This window comes from Nonomuraea sp. CA-218870, assembly GCF_050936535.1.
Classification (GTDB): Bacteria; Actinomycetota; Actinomycetes; order Streptosporangiales; family Streptosporangiaceae; genus Nonomuraea; species Nonomuraea corallina.
Genome location: NZ_JBNJMN010000002.1, coordinates 32,869 through 50,085, shown reverse-complemented (window position 1 = coordinate 50,085; position 17,217 = coordinate 32,869). Strand labels below are relative to the sequence as shown.

The window sequence follows — 17,217 nt, the reverse complement described above, 5'->3', positions numbered from 1 at the left end:
CCGTAGATTAGTGGGAACCCGCGCCCGGCCCCCGCTGTTCGGGCGGGCCGGGTCCGCGGGTCCGCGGTGGCGGGCCGCCGGCGTCAGGAGTGGCCGAGCTCCTCGGAGTCGCCCGCGCCGACCGACCCCGCCTCCTCCTCCATCAGGTCGAAGCCCAGGTCGTCGAGGATGGGCCCGGCCTGCTCGACCGGCGGCGGCAGCACCGCGGCCTCCGAGTGGGCGCCGCAGCCGTGGTCGGCGGCGACCACCTTGCCGTCGTCGGGCGCGTACTCGTTAGTGCAGACCCCGAACAGCTGCCGGAGCCCACCCGCGAGCAGCCAGTAGAAGCCGCAGGTGGAGCACTGCGCGGGAGCGGCGTGTGCGATCGGTGTGTGCGGCCCGTGCTCGCCGGAATGCCAGCGTCTGGCGGTCCGGTCCCTGCCGATGGCCGAGAGCACACGGGCCCGGCCCAGGCCGTACTCGAAAATCGTCTGCTGCTCGACCTCGTCGTCGCTCTCGGTGAACCCCGGCACCAGCCGGTCGTCGTCCTCCGGGGTCGGCAGCAGGTCGCCGACGCCCAGGTCGCCGGGGCGCAGGCGCTCGCTCCACGGCAGCCACTCGGGGGCGAGCAGCGCGCCGGAGCCCGGCAGCAGGACGGCCTCGCTGACCGTCACCTTCTTCGCCCGCGACGCCCGGGTGACGGTGACGGCCCACCGCCAGCCGCGATAGGCGCGGTCCTGGCAGGCGAAGTAGTGGGTGACGACCCGGTCGCCCTCGCTCTCGTAGCCCAGGTGCTCGCCGGGCTCCCCGGGACGCGCCAGCTCCTCGGCCGCGGCGCGCGCCAGGTCGACGGCGGCGGCGCAGGCCTGGTCGGGCGCGGCGGAGCGGGTCCTGGCACGGCTCATCGGCCTGCCTCCGCCGAAAGGTGCTGTTCGCTCACACTTCATTCTCACCCATAGCCGACCCTGCCGGGGCCGAGAAGCCCGCTTTCCCTCCTTCTCCGGCCGAGAAACCTCGCGCCTGTGGCCGTCTCCGGCCGAGATCTACCGGCCTGTTCCCGTACGCGGACCGCCCTCGGGCCCGCGCCGGCCGGAACCCGGGCGTCCGGGCCCGGTCCGGCGGGGGCCGGTGAGGGCTCCGGCAAGGGCGGCCACGGGAAGATCTACGGGAACGCGGCCGAAGAGACGGATGACCGCGATCGGTACACGAGCGGGAGTGGGGGTCGGCGTGACGATCGGGTAAGACTGGTAGGCGTGGAAGGTGGCTGGGAGCGAGCGCGCGACCTCTCCCGGCGCGTCGGGCGCGGCGTCGCCGGCGCGGGCCGGGCGACCGCGCGCGCCGGGAAGGCGACCGCGGGCGGCACCGTGCGGGCCGGGAAGGCGACCGCGGGGGCGGCGCGGTCGGTCGGCCGGGCCACCCGCCGGCTCACCCACGCCAACGGCGCCGACCGCACCGGACTCGGCCGGCTGATCGAGCTGACCGCCGGCAACAGCGCCGGCGACACGCTCGTCACGGTCGCGCTGGCCGGCACCGTCTTCTTCGGGGTGCCCGTCGGCGAGGCCCGCGGCCCGGTGGCGCTCTACCTGGTCATCACGATGCTGCCGTTCGCGCTGCTGGCGCCGTTCGTGGGGCCGATCCTGGACCGGTTCAGGTCGGGCCGGCGCTACGTGATGGCCGGCACGCTGTTCGGCCGCGGCCTGCTCTGCTTCGCGATGGCGGCGGCGGTCGGCCCGCAGGACCTGCTGACGCTGTTCGCGGGCGCGCTGGGCGTGCTGGTGCTGTCGAAGGCCTACAACGTGTCGCGTGCCGCGATCATGCCCAGCGTGCTGCCCGCCGACATCACGCTGGTGTCGGCGAACGCCAGGGTGGCGCTGTTCTCCCTGGTGACGGCGGGCGTGATGGTGCCGGTCGGGGCGGGGCTGACGCTCTGGCTGGGCAGCGCCACCATGCTGCGCGTGGTGATGGTGGTGTTCCTGGTCGCCGGGGTCTTCGCGGTCCGGCTGCCGCGCCACGTCGACTCGCCCGACCTGGAGGAGGAGACGCCCGAGGAGGGCAGGGCGCCGCGCTGGCGGACGCTGCTCCAGGTGGGCCCCGCGGTGGCCGAGGCCGTCTGGGCCAACGTCGCCATCCGGCTGTTCTCCGGCTTCCTGCTGTTCTTCCTGCTCTTCCTGGTACAGGACAAGGCGGTGCCGTGGCTGGCGCCGCCCGCGCCCGACCCGTTCTTCGACCTGACCAAGACCATCGGCGTGCTGGCCCTGGCCGCCGGGCTGGGCGGCCTGGTCGGCGCGGTGATCGCCAACTGGACGCGCAACCACGCGCCGGGGCTGATCGTCCTGCTCACGCTCGCCACGACGGCGGTCACCGCCGTCGTCACCGCCGTCCTCTTCGGGCTGTGGGCCGCGGTGGCCATCTCGGTCGTCACCGCGTTCGCCCAGGAGCTGGGCAAGCTCGCGCTGGACGCGATCGTGCAGCAGGAGATCGGCGAGGAGGTGCGCTCGTCGACGTTCGGCGTGGTCGAGGCGTTCCTCCAGCTCGCCTGGGTGTTCGGCGGCCTGATCGGGCTCGGCCTGTCGCTCACCGAGAGCAGCACGGCCGGGCTGGTCACGCTGGCCGCCGTGCTCACCGTCACGCTCGGCTGGCTCGTCGTACGGCGCCGCGCCCGCATCCGGACGGCCGGGGCGCGGGCCAGGCAGGCCGCCGCGCACGCCGCGGCGCACGCCGAGACGGCTCCGTACGCGCCGCCCGAGCCGGTCGACCGCACCAAGCCGCTGACCAACCCGCCCTGAGACCGGAGGCTCCCGGAAGGTCGGAGGCCGGGAGGCTAGACGTCGAGGTCGTCGGCGACGGCGCGCAGCACCACGGCGACCTTCTTGGCGTGCGCCGCGTCGGGGTGCTTGCCGCGCTGGTAGGACGTCGACAGCCCGTCGAGCAGCTTGATCAGGTCCTCGACGATCACCACCATCTCGTCCGGCTTCTTCCGCTTGGCCTTGGGCTTGGTCTTGGCCAGCGTCGGCGGCTGCTCCAGGATCCGCACGGAGAGCGCCTGCTGGCCGCGCCTGCCCTCGGCCACGCCGAACTCGACCTTCTGCCCGGGCTTGAGAGGCCCGGCGTCGGCCGGCAGCGCGGAGGAATGCACGAAGACCTCACCGCCGTCGTCGCGGGTGAGGAAGCCGAACCCCTTGTCGGCGTCGTACCACTTGACCTTGCCACTCGGCACAGGAGGACCTCGTTCAGAACGTCGTGGATTAGGTGAATGGATGTAGGTTATGCCCCGTAGCGCGACAGAGCGACCGGGTAATTGCCGGTGAATTACCCGAGTTCGTGACCCTGTTGCCAACCGGCGAACCAATCGGCGAATTCGGTCAGGTCGCCCAGCGCCACGTCCGCCCCGTGGTCACGCAGCTGCCCCACCGTGTAAGGGCCGGTGGCGACCGTGACGCTGACCGCGCGGCCGGCCCGCGCCGCTTCGATGTCGGCGACGTGATCGCCGACATATGCGGCGGCGCCGAAAGCGGTGAGCGCCGCGCCTTTGTCCGCGCCGAAAACGGACCCCACGACGTGGTCCACGTCGAACCCCAGTCTGCGCACGGTGCTCGTCGCGTCGCGCAGATTCTTGCCCGTCACCACGATGACCCGCCCGCCGCGGGACTTGACGCTCTCGACGGCCTCGTGCGCGCCGTCCATCGCGACGTGCACGGGCACCCCCACCTCGGGATAGATCTCCCGGTACAGGTCGGCCGCGGCCGCGACCTCCTCGGCGGGCAGCCAGTTGGCCAGCTCGGTCTCGAGCGGCGGGCCGAGCCTGGCGACGATCGCCCGGCTGTCCATGGGCACGCCGAGCCGGGCCGACAACTCGTCGTAGACGGCCGCGATGCCGATCCTGGTGTCGGCAAGGGTCATGTCGAGGTCGAATCCCACCGATGTCGCCACATCTGAAGGATGCCAAAGAACCTTCCGATACGCGTAACGGCCGATGTCGTGGGACCGTAGACCTCGGAAGGTCCTGCCCCGGCAGTCCAGGTCCGTCCGGACCGGCGGCTACCCTCCATGACCGGAGGTATCACGAACGACATGACGACATCGCCGAGCACGGAAGACTCCGGGACCCCGCCCGCGAGGGCCGCCGCGATCCACACCCGCGAGCGGATCATCGACGAGGCCCTGCGGCTGTTCGCCGAACGCGGTTACGCCGCCACGTCGGTGGCCGAGATCGAGGCCGCCTCCGGCCTCTCACCCGGCGCCGGCGGGCTCTACCGGCACTTCAAGTCCAAGTACGAGGTGCTGTCCGCGGCGATCAACGAGCACGCCGCCCGCACCAGCGGCCAGGTGGCCGGCAGCCTCGCCGAGCTGAACGCCATGGAGACCTCCGCGGACCTGGAGGAGAGGCTGTCGCACCTGTGCCGGGCGGGGCTGGCCAAGGTGCGCGAGGAGTCGGAGCTGACCCGGATCTTCTTCCGCGACCTGAGCCAGTTCCCCGAGCTGGTGGCGGTGGTCCGGCGGGGGCTGCTGCAGCCGATGTTCGACGCCATCGTGACGTGGTTCAGGGCCCAGCCCGAGTACCGCTCGGCGGACGTCGACTGGCAGGCCGTCTCGGCCGTGCTGGGCGGGGCCGTGGTGCAGTACCGGCTGTTCCAGGAGACCGTGGGCGAGTCGCTGGGCCACACCGAGAAGGAGCGGTTCGTGGCGGCCTGGGTGCGGCTGGCCGTCGGGCTGCTGCCGACGCCCGCCGCCGTTCACTCCTGATCGAGCAGCCGGTAGCCCAGCCAGGCCACGCCCGCCCCCGTACCGATCATGAACATGACCCCGCTCGCGTCGTAGAACTCGGCCACGAACCTCCGCAGTCCCGGCTCGCCGCCGACCCGGAGGCCGCCGACGACCAGGCCGCCGGCGCCGTAGCCGATCAGCGGCGCGGCCACGCCGATCAGCCGGTCGCGCGGCTTCCAGGCGTCGCCGAACATCACCAGCGCCGCGCCGGCGGCCCACGCGATCACCGGCACCTGGAAGATGGCCACGGGCGGCAGGCCGAACGGCACCAGGAGCCCGGCCACCACGAGGACCACCAGGGCGGCGACCTCGCGGGGGTGCTCCTTGACCACGGTCCTGGCGTCCCTGCTCTCGGTGACCATGGGGTCGGCCACCGACATGGCGGCCCTGCGCAGCCCCGCGAACGGCAGCTCGCGCCCCTGCCTGGCCGGCCGCGGGCCACGCGGCACGGCGCCCGCCGGCAGGTCGTCGCGGATCGAGGGGAACGCGACCGTGGCCCTCTCCCCGCCGCCGGCGGCCGGGTCCCGGGGCGCGGGTCCCGCCAGGCGCCGGGCCTCGCGTTCCACCAGGATCACCGGGTCGCCGAAGCGGGCGAGCAGCTTCGTCACGTCCCTGGCGCTCTGGCTGCCCCGGCGCTCCTCCTCGATCCTGGCCCGCAGCCGCCGGGCGAAGTCGAGTCGCTGCTCGGGCCTCAGCACGCCGTGGGCCGCGTCGGCGGCCTTGCTGACGTAGTTGAGGATCAGCAGGTCGGCTCGTTCTCTCACGCCTGGCAATGCTGCCTCAAACAGCAGGGACATACCATGGCAACGATGGAGTTCACGGAGTGGATCAGGGGGCGCACCGACGAGCAGCTGCGGGCGCTGGTGACGGCGCGTCCCGAGCTGATCACTCCGGTGCCGGCGCATCTGGAAGGCCTGGCCGCGCGGGCGAGCAGCCCGTCGGCGATCGCCCGGGTGCTCGACCGGCTCGACCGCTTCACGCTCGCCGTGGTCGAGACGCTGGCCGTGCGGGACGGCCCGGTCAGGAAGACGGCGCTGCGCGAGCTGATCGCGGCGGCGCTGGCGGCGGGCAGGCCGGAGCCCGCGCTGACGGCCGCGCTCGACCGGCTGCGCGAGCTGGCGCTGGTGTACGGTCCCGACAGCGCGCTCGACCTGGCCCCCGGCGTGCGCAAGGTGCTGGACGACCCGGCGGGGCTTGGCCCGCCCGCCGACGTGGCGTTCCGCCATCATCCGCCGGAGCGGCTCGACGAGATGGCCGACGACGTCGCCCCCGGCTCGACCGGCTCGGGCCGCGAGCGGCTGGCGGCGGCGCTGGCCGAGCCGGGCGGGCTGATCGAGGAGGTGTCCCCGGAGGCGCGGGCCGCGCTGGAGCAGCTCGCCTGGGGCCCGCCGACCGGCCGGGTGCCCAACGCCAGGCGCGAGGTGCGCATCGCCTCGGCCCGCTCGCCGATCGAGCAGTTGCTGGCCCGGGGCCTGCTGGCGGCGACGGGCGAGGAGAACGTGACGCTCCCCCGCGAGGTGGGCCTCCACCTGCGGGGCGGGCGGGTCCACCGCGACCTGGCGGCGCTGCCGCCCGCGCTGAAGGGCGTGGCGCGCGACCAGGAGCTGGCCGACCGCACGGCGGCCGGGCAGGCGTTCGCGTTCGTGCGGGCGGTCGAGGAGCTGTGCGAGCGGTGGAGCATCGAGCCGCCGGGCGTGCTGCGCACCGGGGGCCTGGGCGTGCGCGACATGAAGCGCACGGCCGGCGAGCTGGACCTGCCCGAGTGGGCCGCCGCGCTGGTGGTCGAGGTCGCGTACGCGGCGGGCCTGATCGCGTCGGGCGGCGGCGTCGACGGCGAGTGGCTGCCGACCGCCGGCTACGACCTGTGGCGGGTCCGGTCGACCGCCGACCGGTGGGTGGCGCTGGCCGCGGCCTGGCTGGCGATGGACCGGGTGCCGGGCCTGGTGGGCGAGCGTGACGACCGCGACAAGCCGCTCAACGCGCTCCACCCCGACCTGCGCCGCTCGTCGGCCGCCGGGGTGCGCGCGGCCACGCTGGGCGTGCTGGCGTCCGCGCCGGGGCTCGCCCCCTCCCACGACTCGGTGCTCGAACGGCTCGCGTGGGAGCAGCCGCGCCGCCGGGGGCCGCTGCGCGAGCAGCTGACCGAGTTCGCGCTGCGGGAGGCCGAGCAGCTGGGCCTCACCGGGCTGGGCGCGCTGTCCGGCCACGGCCGGGCACTGACGGCCGGCGAGGAGGCGGCGCCGGTGCTGGCCCCGCTGCTGCCCCAGCCGGTCGATCACGTGCTGCTGCAGGCCGACCTGACGGCGGTCGCGCCGGGGCCGCTGACCAGCGAGCTGAACCGCTGGATGACGCTGAGCGCCGACGTGGAGTCCAAGGGCGGCGCGACCGTCTACCGGTTCGGCGAGAGCTCGATCCGGCGCGCCCTGGACGCCGGTCAGGCGGCCGAGGAACTGCTGGCCATGCTGGAACGCCATTCGGCCACCCCGGTGCCGCAGGCGCTGTCGTACCTCGTCGCCGACGTGGCGCGGCGGCACGGCCGGATCCGCGTCGGCACCGCCACCGCCTACGTCCGCTGCGACGACCCGGCGCTGCTGGACCAGATCACCGCCGACCGGCGGTCGGCGGCGCTGCGCCTGCGCAGGCTGGCGCCGACGGTCATCGCCTCGCGCTCCTCGCGCGCGGTGCTGGTCGACTCGCTGCGCGCGATGGGGTACGCGCCGGTCCCCGAGTCGCTCGACGGGGACGTGATCATCTCCCAGCTCGACAGCAGGCGCACCGAGGGACCGGCCCCGGCCCGGCAGGTGGTCGCGGCCGGGGGGCCCGAGCCGGGCGTCGCGGCGGCGGCCGTGCGGGCGCTGCGCGCGGGCGACGCGGCCTACCTGTCCCGGCGCGAGCCGGTCGGCGCGCCCGACGGCCAGGTGCCGCGGACCCCGGCGACGGCCACGATCTCGATCCTTCAGGACGCGATCCGGCAGGGGGTGCGGGTGTGGATCGGCTACACCGACTCCCAGGGCAACGCCACCTCCCGCATCCTGGAGCCGGCCCGGATGGAGGGCGGCTACCTGACCGCCTACGACGAGACTCGGGCGGCCGTCCACCGCTTCGCCCTGCACCGCATCACGGGCGTGTCGGGCGTCTGACCCGGCCGCGGCCCGAGGCTTGACGGTGCGCCTGATCACGCAGCAAGTTAGGCAGTGTGACCGAGCAAACGCTGGGCAGGCTGGCCGAGCAGTCGTGGAGCAGGTTCGAGGACTACGACGCGATGTGCTACGAGGGGGTGTGGCACCGCAGCCACAGCCTCGCCGAGCGGGCCAGGCGCGCCTGCGGCGGCTTCGTCGAGGCCGGCATCCGGCCCGGCGACCGGGTGGTCGTGATGATGGCCACCTCCCCCGAGGTGCCGCTCGTCTGCCAGGCGCTGTGGGCGGCGGGCGCGGTGGTGACGCCGGTGGTGTTCCTGGTGGGCGCCGACGAGCTGCGGCACATCCTGCTCGACAGCGGCGCCTCCGCCGTGGTCACCTCGCCCGAGCTGGCCGGCACCGTACGGGCGACGGGGGTGGACGTGCCGGTGTACGTCGACACCGCCGAGCTGGAGCGGGCCGCCGAGCACGGCCCGGTGGCGCGGGACCCCGGCGACCTGGCCGCCCTGATGTACACCGGCGGCACCACCGGCAGGGCCAAGGGCGTCATGCTCAGCCACGCGGGCCTGTGGCAGGTCGCCAAGGCCGCCTACGAGCTCTCCCACCAGGAGGGGATCAACCGGGCGATCGTCCCGGTGCCGCTCTCGCACGCGTACGGGCTGATCGTCACCGTGGCCGGGATGCACGCCACCGAGCCGCCCCAGGCGGTGCTGATGCGATGGTTCGATCCCGGGCGGTTCCTGCGGCTCGCCGCCGAGCAGCGGGTCCAGTACGGCACGGTGGTGCCGGCCATGCTGCAGATGCTGCTGGCCGAGCCGCTGGAGTCGCATCCGCTGCCTGACCTGGCCTTCCTCACCTGCGGTGCGGCCCCGCTGGGGCGGGACGTGCTGGAGGAGTTCGAGCGGCGGATGCCGGGCGTGACGATCCTGGAGGGCTACGGGCTGACCGAGACCAGCGCCGTGACCACGTTCAACCCGCCGGGGCGGCGCAAGCCGGGCAGTGTGGGCCTGCCGCTGCCGGGCTACACGATCACCATCCGCGACTCCTCGGGCGAGCCGGTGGAGCAGGGCGACGTGGGCGAGATCTGCGTGTCCGGCGAGGCGCTGATGCTCGGTTACTGGGGCGAGCACCGGCCCGACCCCGAGGGCACCGCGCTGGTCGACGGCGAGCTGCGTACCGGCGACATCGGCTGCATGGACGACGACGGCTACCTGCACGTGGTCGACAGGAAGAAGGACCTGATCATCCGGGGCGGCTTCAACGTGTTCCCGCGCGACGTCGAGGACGCCCTGAACCGGCACCCCGAGGTGGTGATGTCGGGCGTGGTCGGCCGGCCGGACGAGCGGCTGGGCGAGGAGGTCGTCGCGTTCGTCCAGCTCGCGGCCGGCGCGGAGGTCACCGCCGAGGAGCTGATCACCTGGGCCAGGGAGCGCGTGGGCCGCGTCAAGTACCCCCGCGAGGTCACGTTCGTCGACTCGATCCCGGTCACCAGCGTGCTCAAGCTCGACCGCAAGGCGCTGCGGGCGCGGTTCGACGGTTAGCGGGATCGGCGACCGAGTCAGGATCTTGCCCGATCCGTGATATCTCTTGACCCGTCAGGAGGTGGCATGAGCGAGGACGATTACCCGTACCAGCGCTACGGCGCCCCCTACGGGGAGCAGCCGCCCCCATCCTACGGTTACGGCGGCTACCCGCCGCCCCGGCCGCACGCCCGCGGCGAGCCCAACGTCAGCGGCATAGTCGCGCTCGCGCTCAACCTCTTCAGCGTCGTCTCCTGCTGCAACGTCCTCGGCGTCGTCGGCGCCGCCCTGGCCGGCCTGTCCCTGCGCTCCGGCACGGCACCCGAGAAGGCCCGCACGCTCACCGTCGCGAGCTGGGTGGTGCTGGTGGCCGGCTTCCTGATGATGGCCGTCCTGTTCGTCTACCTGGGCGTCAACGGCCACTTCGACGACTGATTTCCCCGTCCGGGGGACTGTTTGGGCCGTCGCGCGTGTTGGATAGGCGTCAACCGTTTGAAGGGATGGCTGTGAACGACGGCCCGCTCATCGTCCAATCGGACAAGACGCTGCTGCTCGAGGTCGACCACGAGAGGGCCGACGCGTGCCGCAAGGCGATCGCGCCGTTCGCCGAGCTCGAGCGCGCGCCCGAACACGTGCACACCTACCGGGTCACCCCGCTGGCGCTGTGGAACGCCCGTGCCGCGGGCCACGACGCCGAGCAGGTCATCGACGCGCTGATCGGCTACAGCCGCTACCCGGTGCCGCACGCCCTGCTCGTCGACGTCGCCGAGACGATGGCCCGCTACGGCCGGCTCAGGCTGGAGAAGCACCCGGTCCACGGGCTGACGCTGACCTCCACCGACCGGGCCGTGCTCGAAGAGGTGCTGCGCGCCAGGAAGATCCAGCCGATGCTGGGCGAGCGCGTCGGCGACGACACCGTGGCCGTCCATCCGAGCGACCGCGGCAACATCAAGCAGGCGCTGCTCAAGCTGGGCTGGCCCGCGGAGGACCTGGCGGGCTACGTCGACGGCGAGCACCACCCGGTCGAGCTGGTCCAGGACGGCTGGACGCTCCGGCCCTACCAGCAGGAAGCCGCCGACGCCTTCTGGCACGGCGGTTCCGGGGTGATCGTGCTGCCCTGCGGCGCCGGCAAGACCATCGTGGGCGCGGCCGCGATGGCGCACGCCCGGGCGACGACGCTGATCCTGGTCACCAACACGGTCAGCGCCCACCAGTGGAAGCAGGAGCTGCTCAAGCGCACCTCGCTGACCGAGGACGAGATCGGCGAGTACTCCGGCTCCAGGAAGGAGATCCGGCCGGTCACGATCGCGACCTACCAGGTGATGACGACCCGGCGCAAGGGCGTCTACAGCCATCTGGAGCTGTTCGACGCGCGCGACTGGGGCCTGATCGTCTACGACGAGGTCCACCTGCTGCCGGCGCCGATCTTCCGGATGACGGCCGACCTTCAGGCCCGCCGGCGGGTGGGGCTGACGGCGACGCTGGTGCGCGAGGACGGCCGCGAGGGCGACGTGTTCTCGCTGATCGGCCCCAAGCGCTACGACGCGCCCTGGAAGGAGATGGAGAACCAGGGCTGGATCGCCCCGGCCGACTGCGTCGAGGTACGGGTGACGCTGACCGACGAGGAGCGGCTGGCGTACGCGATGGCCGAGCCGGAGGAGCGCTACCGGTTCTGCGCCACGACGCCGTCCAAGACCCGGGTCACCGAGGCGCTGGTCCGCCGCCATCTGGGCGAGCAAGTGCTGGTGATCGGCCAGTACATCGACCAGCTCGACGAGCTGGGCGAGCACCTGAACGCGCCGGTGATCAAGGGTGAGACCCGGGTCAAGGAGCGCGAACGGCTCTACCAGGCCTTCCGCGACAAGGAGATCCAGGTCCTGGTGGTGTCGAAGGTGGCCAACTTCTCCATCGACCTGCCCGAGGCGAGCGTGGCCATCCAGGTGTCGGGCACGTTCGGGTCCCGGCAGGAGGAGGCGCAGCGGCTGGGCCGGGTGCTGCGGCCCAAGGCCGACGGCGGCGGGGCCCGCTTCTACACCGTGGTCAGCCGTGACACGATCGACCAGGAGTTCGCGGCGCACCGGCAGCGGTTCCTGGCCGAGCAGGGATACGCGTATTCGATCATCGACGCCGACGACGTGCTGGGCGGGGTGTGAGCCCGGCCGCTCGCGGAGCGGCCAGGCCCCACGGTCTCACGTCCAAGAGACCCCGCGGGCAGTCGACAATCGAACCATCCCCCTCACTGCGTGCTCTCACCGTCGGTACCTAATCCGGCTGCGACATACCCGATGATCCGGCAATGCCACCTGGTATGCCCGTATTTTGTGGCATTTCGTTATATGTCAGCGGTTTGTGAGGATCGTTCACTTAGTCAGTACACCGCCGAGGAACAGCACGCCCTCCGCGGCGATCCACGCGACCCCGCTCATCACCATGAACCGGGTGAACGTCCGCTCGTCCTGCCGCGCCGCCGGCAGCACCCACGCCGCCGCCGTCAGGCAGGCGGCCACCGCCGCGAACAGGCCCGACACCGAGGAGAACGCGGCGAGCCGCCGCTCGCACGCCGGCGTCTCGCCGCCCGCGCAGAATGCCTCCAGCCCCCAGCCGGCGAACACCGACAGCGTCCAGAGAGCGGCCAGCAGAAAACTCGCGATGGTGGGAAGGATCGGCGAGAAGCCGAGTCGCACACGCGCCACGCCGACTTCCTACCCTCCCCCCGCGGCGGCTAAATGCTTTTGAGGGCATCGCGACGGGCGCACTAAACTGGCGGATTCGCTGCCTTGTCATCCACCTCCGACCGCCGGGAGGCGCTCGCCCATGCCCACCACCGACCGACTGGCCCCCGACATACCCTCCGGCGTCCTCGCCGCCGAGCAGGCCCACCTGGCCGACTCCAGGGCCGCGCTCGCGGCCATGCGCGCGCACGCGCAGTCGCTCTCGGCCGACGCGGCCGGCGACTGGGTCTCCCAGCAGATCCTCCAGTCCCTGCTCGACCAGCGCGTCGCCGCCCTGGCCGACCATCCCGACACGCCGCTGTTCTTCGGCCGGCTCGACCGCTCGGCCACCGACGACCTGCCCTCCACCATCCACGTCGGCCGTCGCCACGTGCACGACGGCGCCAGCCGCCCCCTGGTCATCGACTGGCGCGCCCCCGTGTCGCGCGCCTTCTACCAGGCCAGTCCCGCCGACCCGATGGGGGTCACGCTGCGCCGCCGGTTCGGCTACCACGGCGGCGTGCTCACCGCGTACGAGGACGAGCCGCTCGACCAGGGCGCCGAGATCGGCCCGTCCCGGATCCTCACCGAGGAGATCGAGCGCCCGCGCACCGGGCCGATGCGCGACATCGTGGCCACCATCCAGCCCGACCAGGACGAGATCGTCCGCTCCGAGCTCACCAGCACGGTCTGCGTGCAGGGCGCTCCGGGCACCGGGAAGACGGCGGTCGGCCTGCACCGGGCCGCCTACCTGCTGTTCACCCACCGCGAGCGGCTCGCCAGGGCCGGCGTGATGATCGTCGGGCCGAACCGGGCCTTCCTCTCGTACATCTCCTCCGTGCTGCCCGCTCTCGGCGAGGTCAAGGTCGACCAGACCACGGTGGCCGGCCTCCTCGGCGACCACGCCGCGCCGGAGGACCCGGCGACGGCCGCGGTCAAGGGCGACGCCCGGATGGCGGCCGTGCTGAAGCGGGCTCTCTGGCTCCACATCGTCAAGCCGGAGGAAGGGCTGGTCTACGCCAAGGGCGCCTACCGCCACCGGGTGGCCGACCACGAGGTGCGCGAGATCGTCGCCTCGCTGCGCGGCACCACCCGCTACGGTCCCGGCCGCGCCGCGCTCGCCCAGCGGCTCGCCCACCTGGTGCTGGTACGGATGGAACAGCGCGGTGAGTCGCCCGACGACCGGGTGCAGGACGCGGTCGCCCGGTCCCGGCCGGTCAAGCAGCTGGTCGACGCCGTGTGGCCGAAGCTGACGCCGGAGCAGGTGCTCCACCGGCTGCTGTCCGACGAGGAGTTCCTCGCCAGGGCCGCCCGGTCCGACCTGTCGCCCGAGGAGCGGGGACTGCTGCTCTGGCGCAAGCCGTACCGCAGCCGGCGGTCCGCCAGGTGGAGCGCCGCGGACGCGGCGCTCCTCGACGAGCTGGGCGACCTGATCGAGCGCACCCCCTCGCTCGGCCACCTCGTCGTCGACGAGGCGCAGGACCTGTCGGCGATGCAGCTGCGCGCGCTCGGCAGGCGCTGCCGCAACGGCTCCGCCACGGTGCTCGGCGACCTGGCCCAGGGCACCACCCCCTGGTCCACCACGTCGTGGCGCTCGGTCCTCACCCATCTCGGTCAGGACGGCGAGGTCACCGAGCTGACGCTGGGCTTCCGCGTCCCCCGCGAGGTCCTCGACTACGCCGCCCGCCTGCTGCCGTCCGTCGCCCCCGGCCTGGCCCCGCCCCGGTCGCTGCGCCCCGGCGCCGGGTCCCTGTCGATCCGGCCGTCCGGCGATCTCCGCGAGGCCGTCCGGGAGACGCTGGGCCGCGAGGGCTCCATCGGCGTCATCGTCCCCGACGCCGCGGTCCACGCGGTCTCCGAGTCGCTCTTGGGCGTCGCGCACGCCGTCCTCGACCCCGACTCCGTCCAGGAGCACCGCCTGCTCGTGGTGCCCGCGACGCTGGCCAAGGGCCTGGAGTACGACCACGTCATCGTGGTGGAGCCGGCCGACATCGTCGACGCCGAGCCGCGCGGCCTGGCCCGCCTCTACGTGGTGCTCACCCGCGCCGTCACCTCGCTCACGGTCCTCCACCACAAGCCCCTCCCGCCTCAGCTCGCCGGGTGACGGCGACACGTGGCGAGGCGGAGGATCACTTCTAGGATGACGGGAGGAGCTTTCACCCAAAGGAGGATGCCGTGCCAGCACCGCTGCCACACGAACACCTGCCGTCGGTCCCCTCGCTCACGGTCCACAGCGACGACATGACGGACGGGGAGAGGCTGAGTGACCTGCACGTCTTCAACGACTGGGGCATGACGGGCCAGAACCTCTCCCCCAGCCTCCGCTGGTCCGACGCCCCGGCGGAGACGCTCAGCTACGCGGTGACCTGCTTCGATCCCGACGCGCCCACGGGCAGCGGCTTCTGGCACTGGGTGCTGTTCGACATCCCGGCTTCGGTCACCGAGCTGCCCACGGGGGCCGGCACCGCGCCCGAGTTCAAGGGACTGCCGCAGGGCGCCAAGCACGCCCGCAACGACTACGGCACCAAGGACTACGGCGGTTCGGCCCCGCCTCCCGGCGACCCGCACCGCTACGTCTTCACCGTGCACGCGCTCGGTGTCGACACCCTCGGCGTCGACACCGACGCCAGCCCGGCCGTCGTGGGCTTCAACATCACCGCCAACACCCTGGCGCGCGGCCACATCATCCCCCATTTCGGGGTCTGACCACGCGAGCGCACCGCCTCCCCCGGGAGGCGGTGCCGCGTCTTGGTAGGTTCCGGCGTATGACAGATCCAGCGATCCGGACAGGTGGCCCGGCGGACGTCGAACCGGTCCTGCGGTTCTGGTCGCACGCCGCCGAGGGCACCGACCGCCGCGACTCGGCCGCCGCGGTGCTGGCACTGGTCGAACGCGACCCTGAGGCGCTGCTCCTGGCCGAACTGGACGGCGAGCTGGTGGGCACGCTGATCGCGGGCTGGGACGGGTGGCGGGCCCACCTCTACCGGCTGGCCGTCGATCCGGCCCACCGCCGCAAGGGCGTCGCCACGGCCCTGCTGTCGGCCGCCGAGAAGCGTTTCGTCGGGTTCGGCGCGTTCCGCGCCGACGCTATGGTGCTGCGCGACAACGCGCTCGCCCACCCCGCCTGGGCCGCCGCGGGCTACGCGCCCCAGCCGGAGTGGGACCGGTGGGTCAAGCCCTTTTCCGGGTGAGCCGTGTCCCCTCTTGGGTCCTGGGGATGAAGAACCCCGAAACGTTTTCTGATGACCGCCGTATATCAGAACGTTATCGGACATATACGGATAGTGGTGCGGTGCGGTAAACCTCTCCGTGAAGGAGCGGGCGGAAATGCGAAGCGGCCCGAACCGGAAACACCGGTGCGGGCCGACTCGCGAACCTCAGGTCGAGAACCCTCGATCAGAAGTCCATGTCACCGCCGCCGGGCATGCCCGCCGGAGCGGCCGCGGCCTTCTCGGGCTTCTCGGCGATGACGGCCTCGGTGGTCAGGAACAGCGCCGCGATGGAGGCGGCGTTCTGCAGCGCGGAGCGCGTCACCTTGGCCGGGTCGATGATGCCCGCCTCGAACATGTTGACGTACTCGCCGCTGGCCGCGTTGAGGCCCTCACCCGGGGTGAGGTTGCGGACGCGCTCGACCACGACGCCGCCCTCGAGGCCGGCGTTGACCGCGATCTGCTTGAGCGGCTCCTCCAGCGCCTTGCGCACGATGGCCGCACCAGTGGCCTCGTCGCCCGGCAGCTCCAGCTTGTCGAACGCCTTGGCGCCGGCCTGCAGCAGGGCCACGCCACCGCCGGGCACGATGCCCTCCTCGACGGCCGCCTTGGCGTTGCGCACGGCGTCCTCGATGCGGTGCTTGCGCTCCTTCAGCTCGACCTCGGTGGCTGCGCCGGCCTTGATGACGGCCACGCCGCCGGCCAGCTTGGCCAGCCGCTCCTGGAGCTTCTCGCGGTCGTAGTCGGAGTCGGTGCGGTCGATCTCGGCGCGGATCTCGTTGACCCGGCCGGCGATCGAGTCGGCGTCACCGGCGCCGTCGACGATCGTGGTCTCGTCCTTGGTCACCACGACCTTGCGGGCGCGGCCCAGCAGGTCGAGGGTGGCGTTCTCCAGCTTGAGACCGACCTCCTCGGCGATGACCTGGCCGCCGGTGAGGATGGCGATGTCGGCCAGCATGGCCTTGCGGCGGTCGCCGAAGCCGGGGGCCTTGACGGCCACCGAGCGGAACAGGCCGCGGATCTTGTTGACCACCAGCGTGGCCAGGGCCTCGCCCTCGATGTCCTCGGCGATGATGAGGAGCGGCTTGCCGGACTGCACGACCTTGTCGAGCAGCGGCAGCAGGTCCTTGTTGGCCGAGATCTTCGAGTTGACGATCAGGATGTACGGGTCCTCGAGCACGGCCTCCATGCGGTCGGAGTCCGTGACGAAGTACATCGACGTCATGCCCTTGTCGAAGCGCATGCCCTCGGTGAGCTCCAGCTCCAGGCCGAAGGTGTTGCTCTCCTCGACGGTGATGACGCCTTCCTTGCCGACCTTGTCCATCGCCTCGGCGATGAGCGAGCCGATCTCGGGGTCGGCGGCGGAGATGGAGGCGGTGGAGGCGATCTGCTCCTTGGTCTCCACGTCCTTGGCCAGCTTGGAGAGCTCCTCGCTGACGCGCTCCACAGCGGCCTCGATGCCCTTCTTCAGGGCCATCGGGTTGGCGCCGGCAGCGACGTTGCGCAGGCCCTCACGCACGAGCGCCTGGGCGAGCACGGTGGCGGTGGTGGTGCCGTCGCCGGCGACGTCGTCCGTCTTCTTGGCGACTTCCTTGACCAGCTCGGCGCCGATCTTCTCCCACGGGTCCTCGAGCTCGATCTCCTTGGCGATCGAGACACCGTCGTTGGTGATCGTGGGGGCGCCCCACTTCTTCTCCAGCACGACGTTGCGGCCCTTGGGGCCGAGCGTGACCTTCACCGCGTCGGCGAGCTGGTTCATCCCGCGCTCGAGACCGCGCCGGGCGTCCTCGTCAAACGCGATCATCTTGGCTGCCATTAGGCGAGACCTCCCAGATACAGGGTGTCCTGGTGAGACCGAGCCGACGCCCGCGACGGCATGTGGGCCCGCATCTCCGTT

At 72.6% G+C, this 17,217-nt stretch carries 15 protein-coding genes; 9 read left to right on the top strand and 6 right to left on the bottom strand.

What is annotated here, in order from left to right:
* Window positions 1–83: 83 nt before the first annotated feature.
* A complete protein-coding gene (locus tag ACQEUU_RS28865; RefSeq protein WP_433072134.1) occupies window positions 84–884 on the bottom strand; it encodes a DUF3027 domain-containing protein in 801 nt (266 codons plus the stop codon).
* 348 nt (window positions 885–1,232) lie between these two features.
* Between ACQEUU_RS28865 and ACQEUU_RS28860 the strand changes: the two genes are divergently transcribed.
* On the top strand, window positions 1,233–2,765 hold the full coding sequence (locus ACQEUU_RS28860) for an MFS transporter (protein WP_433072132.1): 1,533 nt from the start codon (window positions 1,233–1,235) through the stop codon (window positions 2,763–2,765).
* A 35-nt stretch (window positions 2,766–2,800) separates the two neighbouring features.
* Here the strand turns inward: ACQEUU_RS28860 and ACQEUU_RS28855 are convergent, their stop codons facing one another.
* Window positions 2,801–3,196, bottom strand: a complete 396-nt coding sequence (locus ACQEUU_RS28855) for a cold-shock protein (protein ID WP_433072130.1) — start codon at window positions 3,194–3,196, stop codon at window positions 2,801–2,803.
* A 92-nt stretch (window positions 3,197–3,288) separates the two neighbouring features.
* On the bottom strand, window positions 3,289–3,909 hold the full coding sequence (locus ACQEUU_RS28850; protein WP_433072128.1) for an HAD family hydrolase: 621 nt from the start codon (window positions 3,907–3,909) through the stop codon (window positions 3,289–3,291).
* A 141-nt stretch (window positions 3,910–4,050) separates the two neighbouring features.
* On the opposite strand from ACQEUU_RS28850, the gene ACQEUU_RS28845 reads away from it, so the two are divergent.
* Entirely contained in the window at window positions 4,051–4,722 is a 672-nt protein-coding gene (locus ACQEUU_RS28845; protein WP_433072126.1) for a TetR/AcrR family transcriptional regulator, read from the top strand.
* Here the strand turns inward: ACQEUU_RS28845 and ACQEUU_RS28840 are convergent.
* A complete protein-coding gene (locus ACQEUU_RS28840; protein WP_433072124.1) occupies window positions 4,713–5,507 on the bottom strand; it encodes a hypothetical protein in 795 nt (264 codons plus the stop codon). The two genes, ACQEUU_RS28845 and ACQEUU_RS28840, sit on opposite strands and share 10 nt — an antisense overlap.
* Window positions 5,508–5,552: 45 nt before the next feature.
* On the opposite strand from ACQEUU_RS28840, the gene ACQEUU_RS28835 reads away from it, so the two are divergent.
* The 4 genes from ACQEUU_RS28835 to ACQEUU_RS28820 all read left to right on the top strand — a co-directional run bounded on the left by ACQEUU_RS28835 (window position 5,553) and on the right by ACQEUU_RS28820 (window position 11,553).
* Window positions 5,553–7,883, top strand: a complete 2,331-nt coding sequence (locus tag ACQEUU_RS28835) for a helicase-associated domain-containing protein (RefSeq protein WP_433072123.1) — start codon at window positions 5,553–5,555, stop codon at window positions 7,881–7,883.
* Window positions 7,884–7,939: 56 nt separating this feature from the next.
* Window positions 7,940–9,421 carry an AMP-binding protein gene (locus ACQEUU_RS28830; protein ID WP_433072121.1) on the top strand — a complete coding sequence of 494 codons (1,482 nt, stop codon included), beginning with the start codon at window positions 7,940–7,942 and terminating at the stop codon, window positions 9,419–9,421.
* Between the two features lie 66 nt (window positions 9,422–9,487).
* Window positions 9,488–9,835, top strand: a complete 348-nt coding sequence (locus ACQEUU_RS28825) for a hypothetical protein (protein ID WP_433072119.1) — start codon at window positions 9,488–9,490, stop codon at window positions 9,833–9,835.
* Between the two features lie 65 nt (window positions 9,836–9,900).
* Window positions 9,901–11,553, top strand: coding sequence for a DNA repair helicase XPB (locus tag ACQEUU_RS28820; protein WP_433072117.1), 1,653 nt, complete (start codon window positions 9,901–9,903; stop codon window positions 11,551–11,553).
* 207 nt (window positions 11,554–11,760) lie between these two features.
* Here the strand turns inward: ACQEUU_RS28820 and ACQEUU_RS28815 are convergent, their stop codons facing one another.
* Window positions 11,761–12,093, bottom strand: coding sequence for a hypothetical protein (locus ACQEUU_RS28815; protein ID WP_433072114.1), 333 nt, complete (start codon window positions 12,091–12,093; stop codon window positions 11,761–11,763).
* A gap of 121 nt (window positions 12,094–12,214) precedes the next feature.
* On the opposite strand from ACQEUU_RS28815, the gene ACQEUU_RS28810 reads away from it, so the two are divergent.
* The 3 genes from ACQEUU_RS28810 (at window position 12,215) to ACQEUU_RS28800 (ending at window position 15,302) form a co-directional block, all read left to right on the top strand.
* Complete coding sequence (locus tag ACQEUU_RS28810) at window positions 12,215–14,215, top strand: HelD family protein (RefSeq protein WP_433072112.1); 2,001 nt, start codon at window positions 12,215–12,217, stop codon at window positions 14,213–14,215.
* A gap of 71 nt (window positions 14,216–14,286) precedes the next feature.
* Window positions 14,287–14,817 (top strand): YbhB/YbcL family Raf kinase inhibitor-like protein, encoded by a 531-nt coding sequence (locus ACQEUU_RS28805; protein ID WP_433072110.1) that lies wholly within the window; start codon window positions 14,287–14,289, stop codon window positions 14,815–14,817.
* Between the two features lie 59 nt (window positions 14,818–14,876).
* Entirely contained in the window at window positions 14,877–15,302 is a 426-nt protein-coding gene (locus ACQEUU_RS28800; RefSeq protein WP_433072108.1) for a GNAT family N-acetyltransferase, read from the top strand.
* A gap of 205 nt (window positions 15,303–15,507) precedes the next feature.
* On the opposite strand, the gene groL is transcribed toward ACQEUU_RS28800, so the two are convergent.
* Window positions 15,508–17,136: a chaperonin GroEL gene (gene groL / locus ACQEUU_RS28795; protein WP_433072106.1), complete on the bottom strand. Its 1,629-nt coding sequence runs from the start codon at window positions 17,134–17,136 to the stop codon at window positions 15,508–15,510.
* Window positions 17,137–17,217 lie beyond the last annotated feature (81 nt).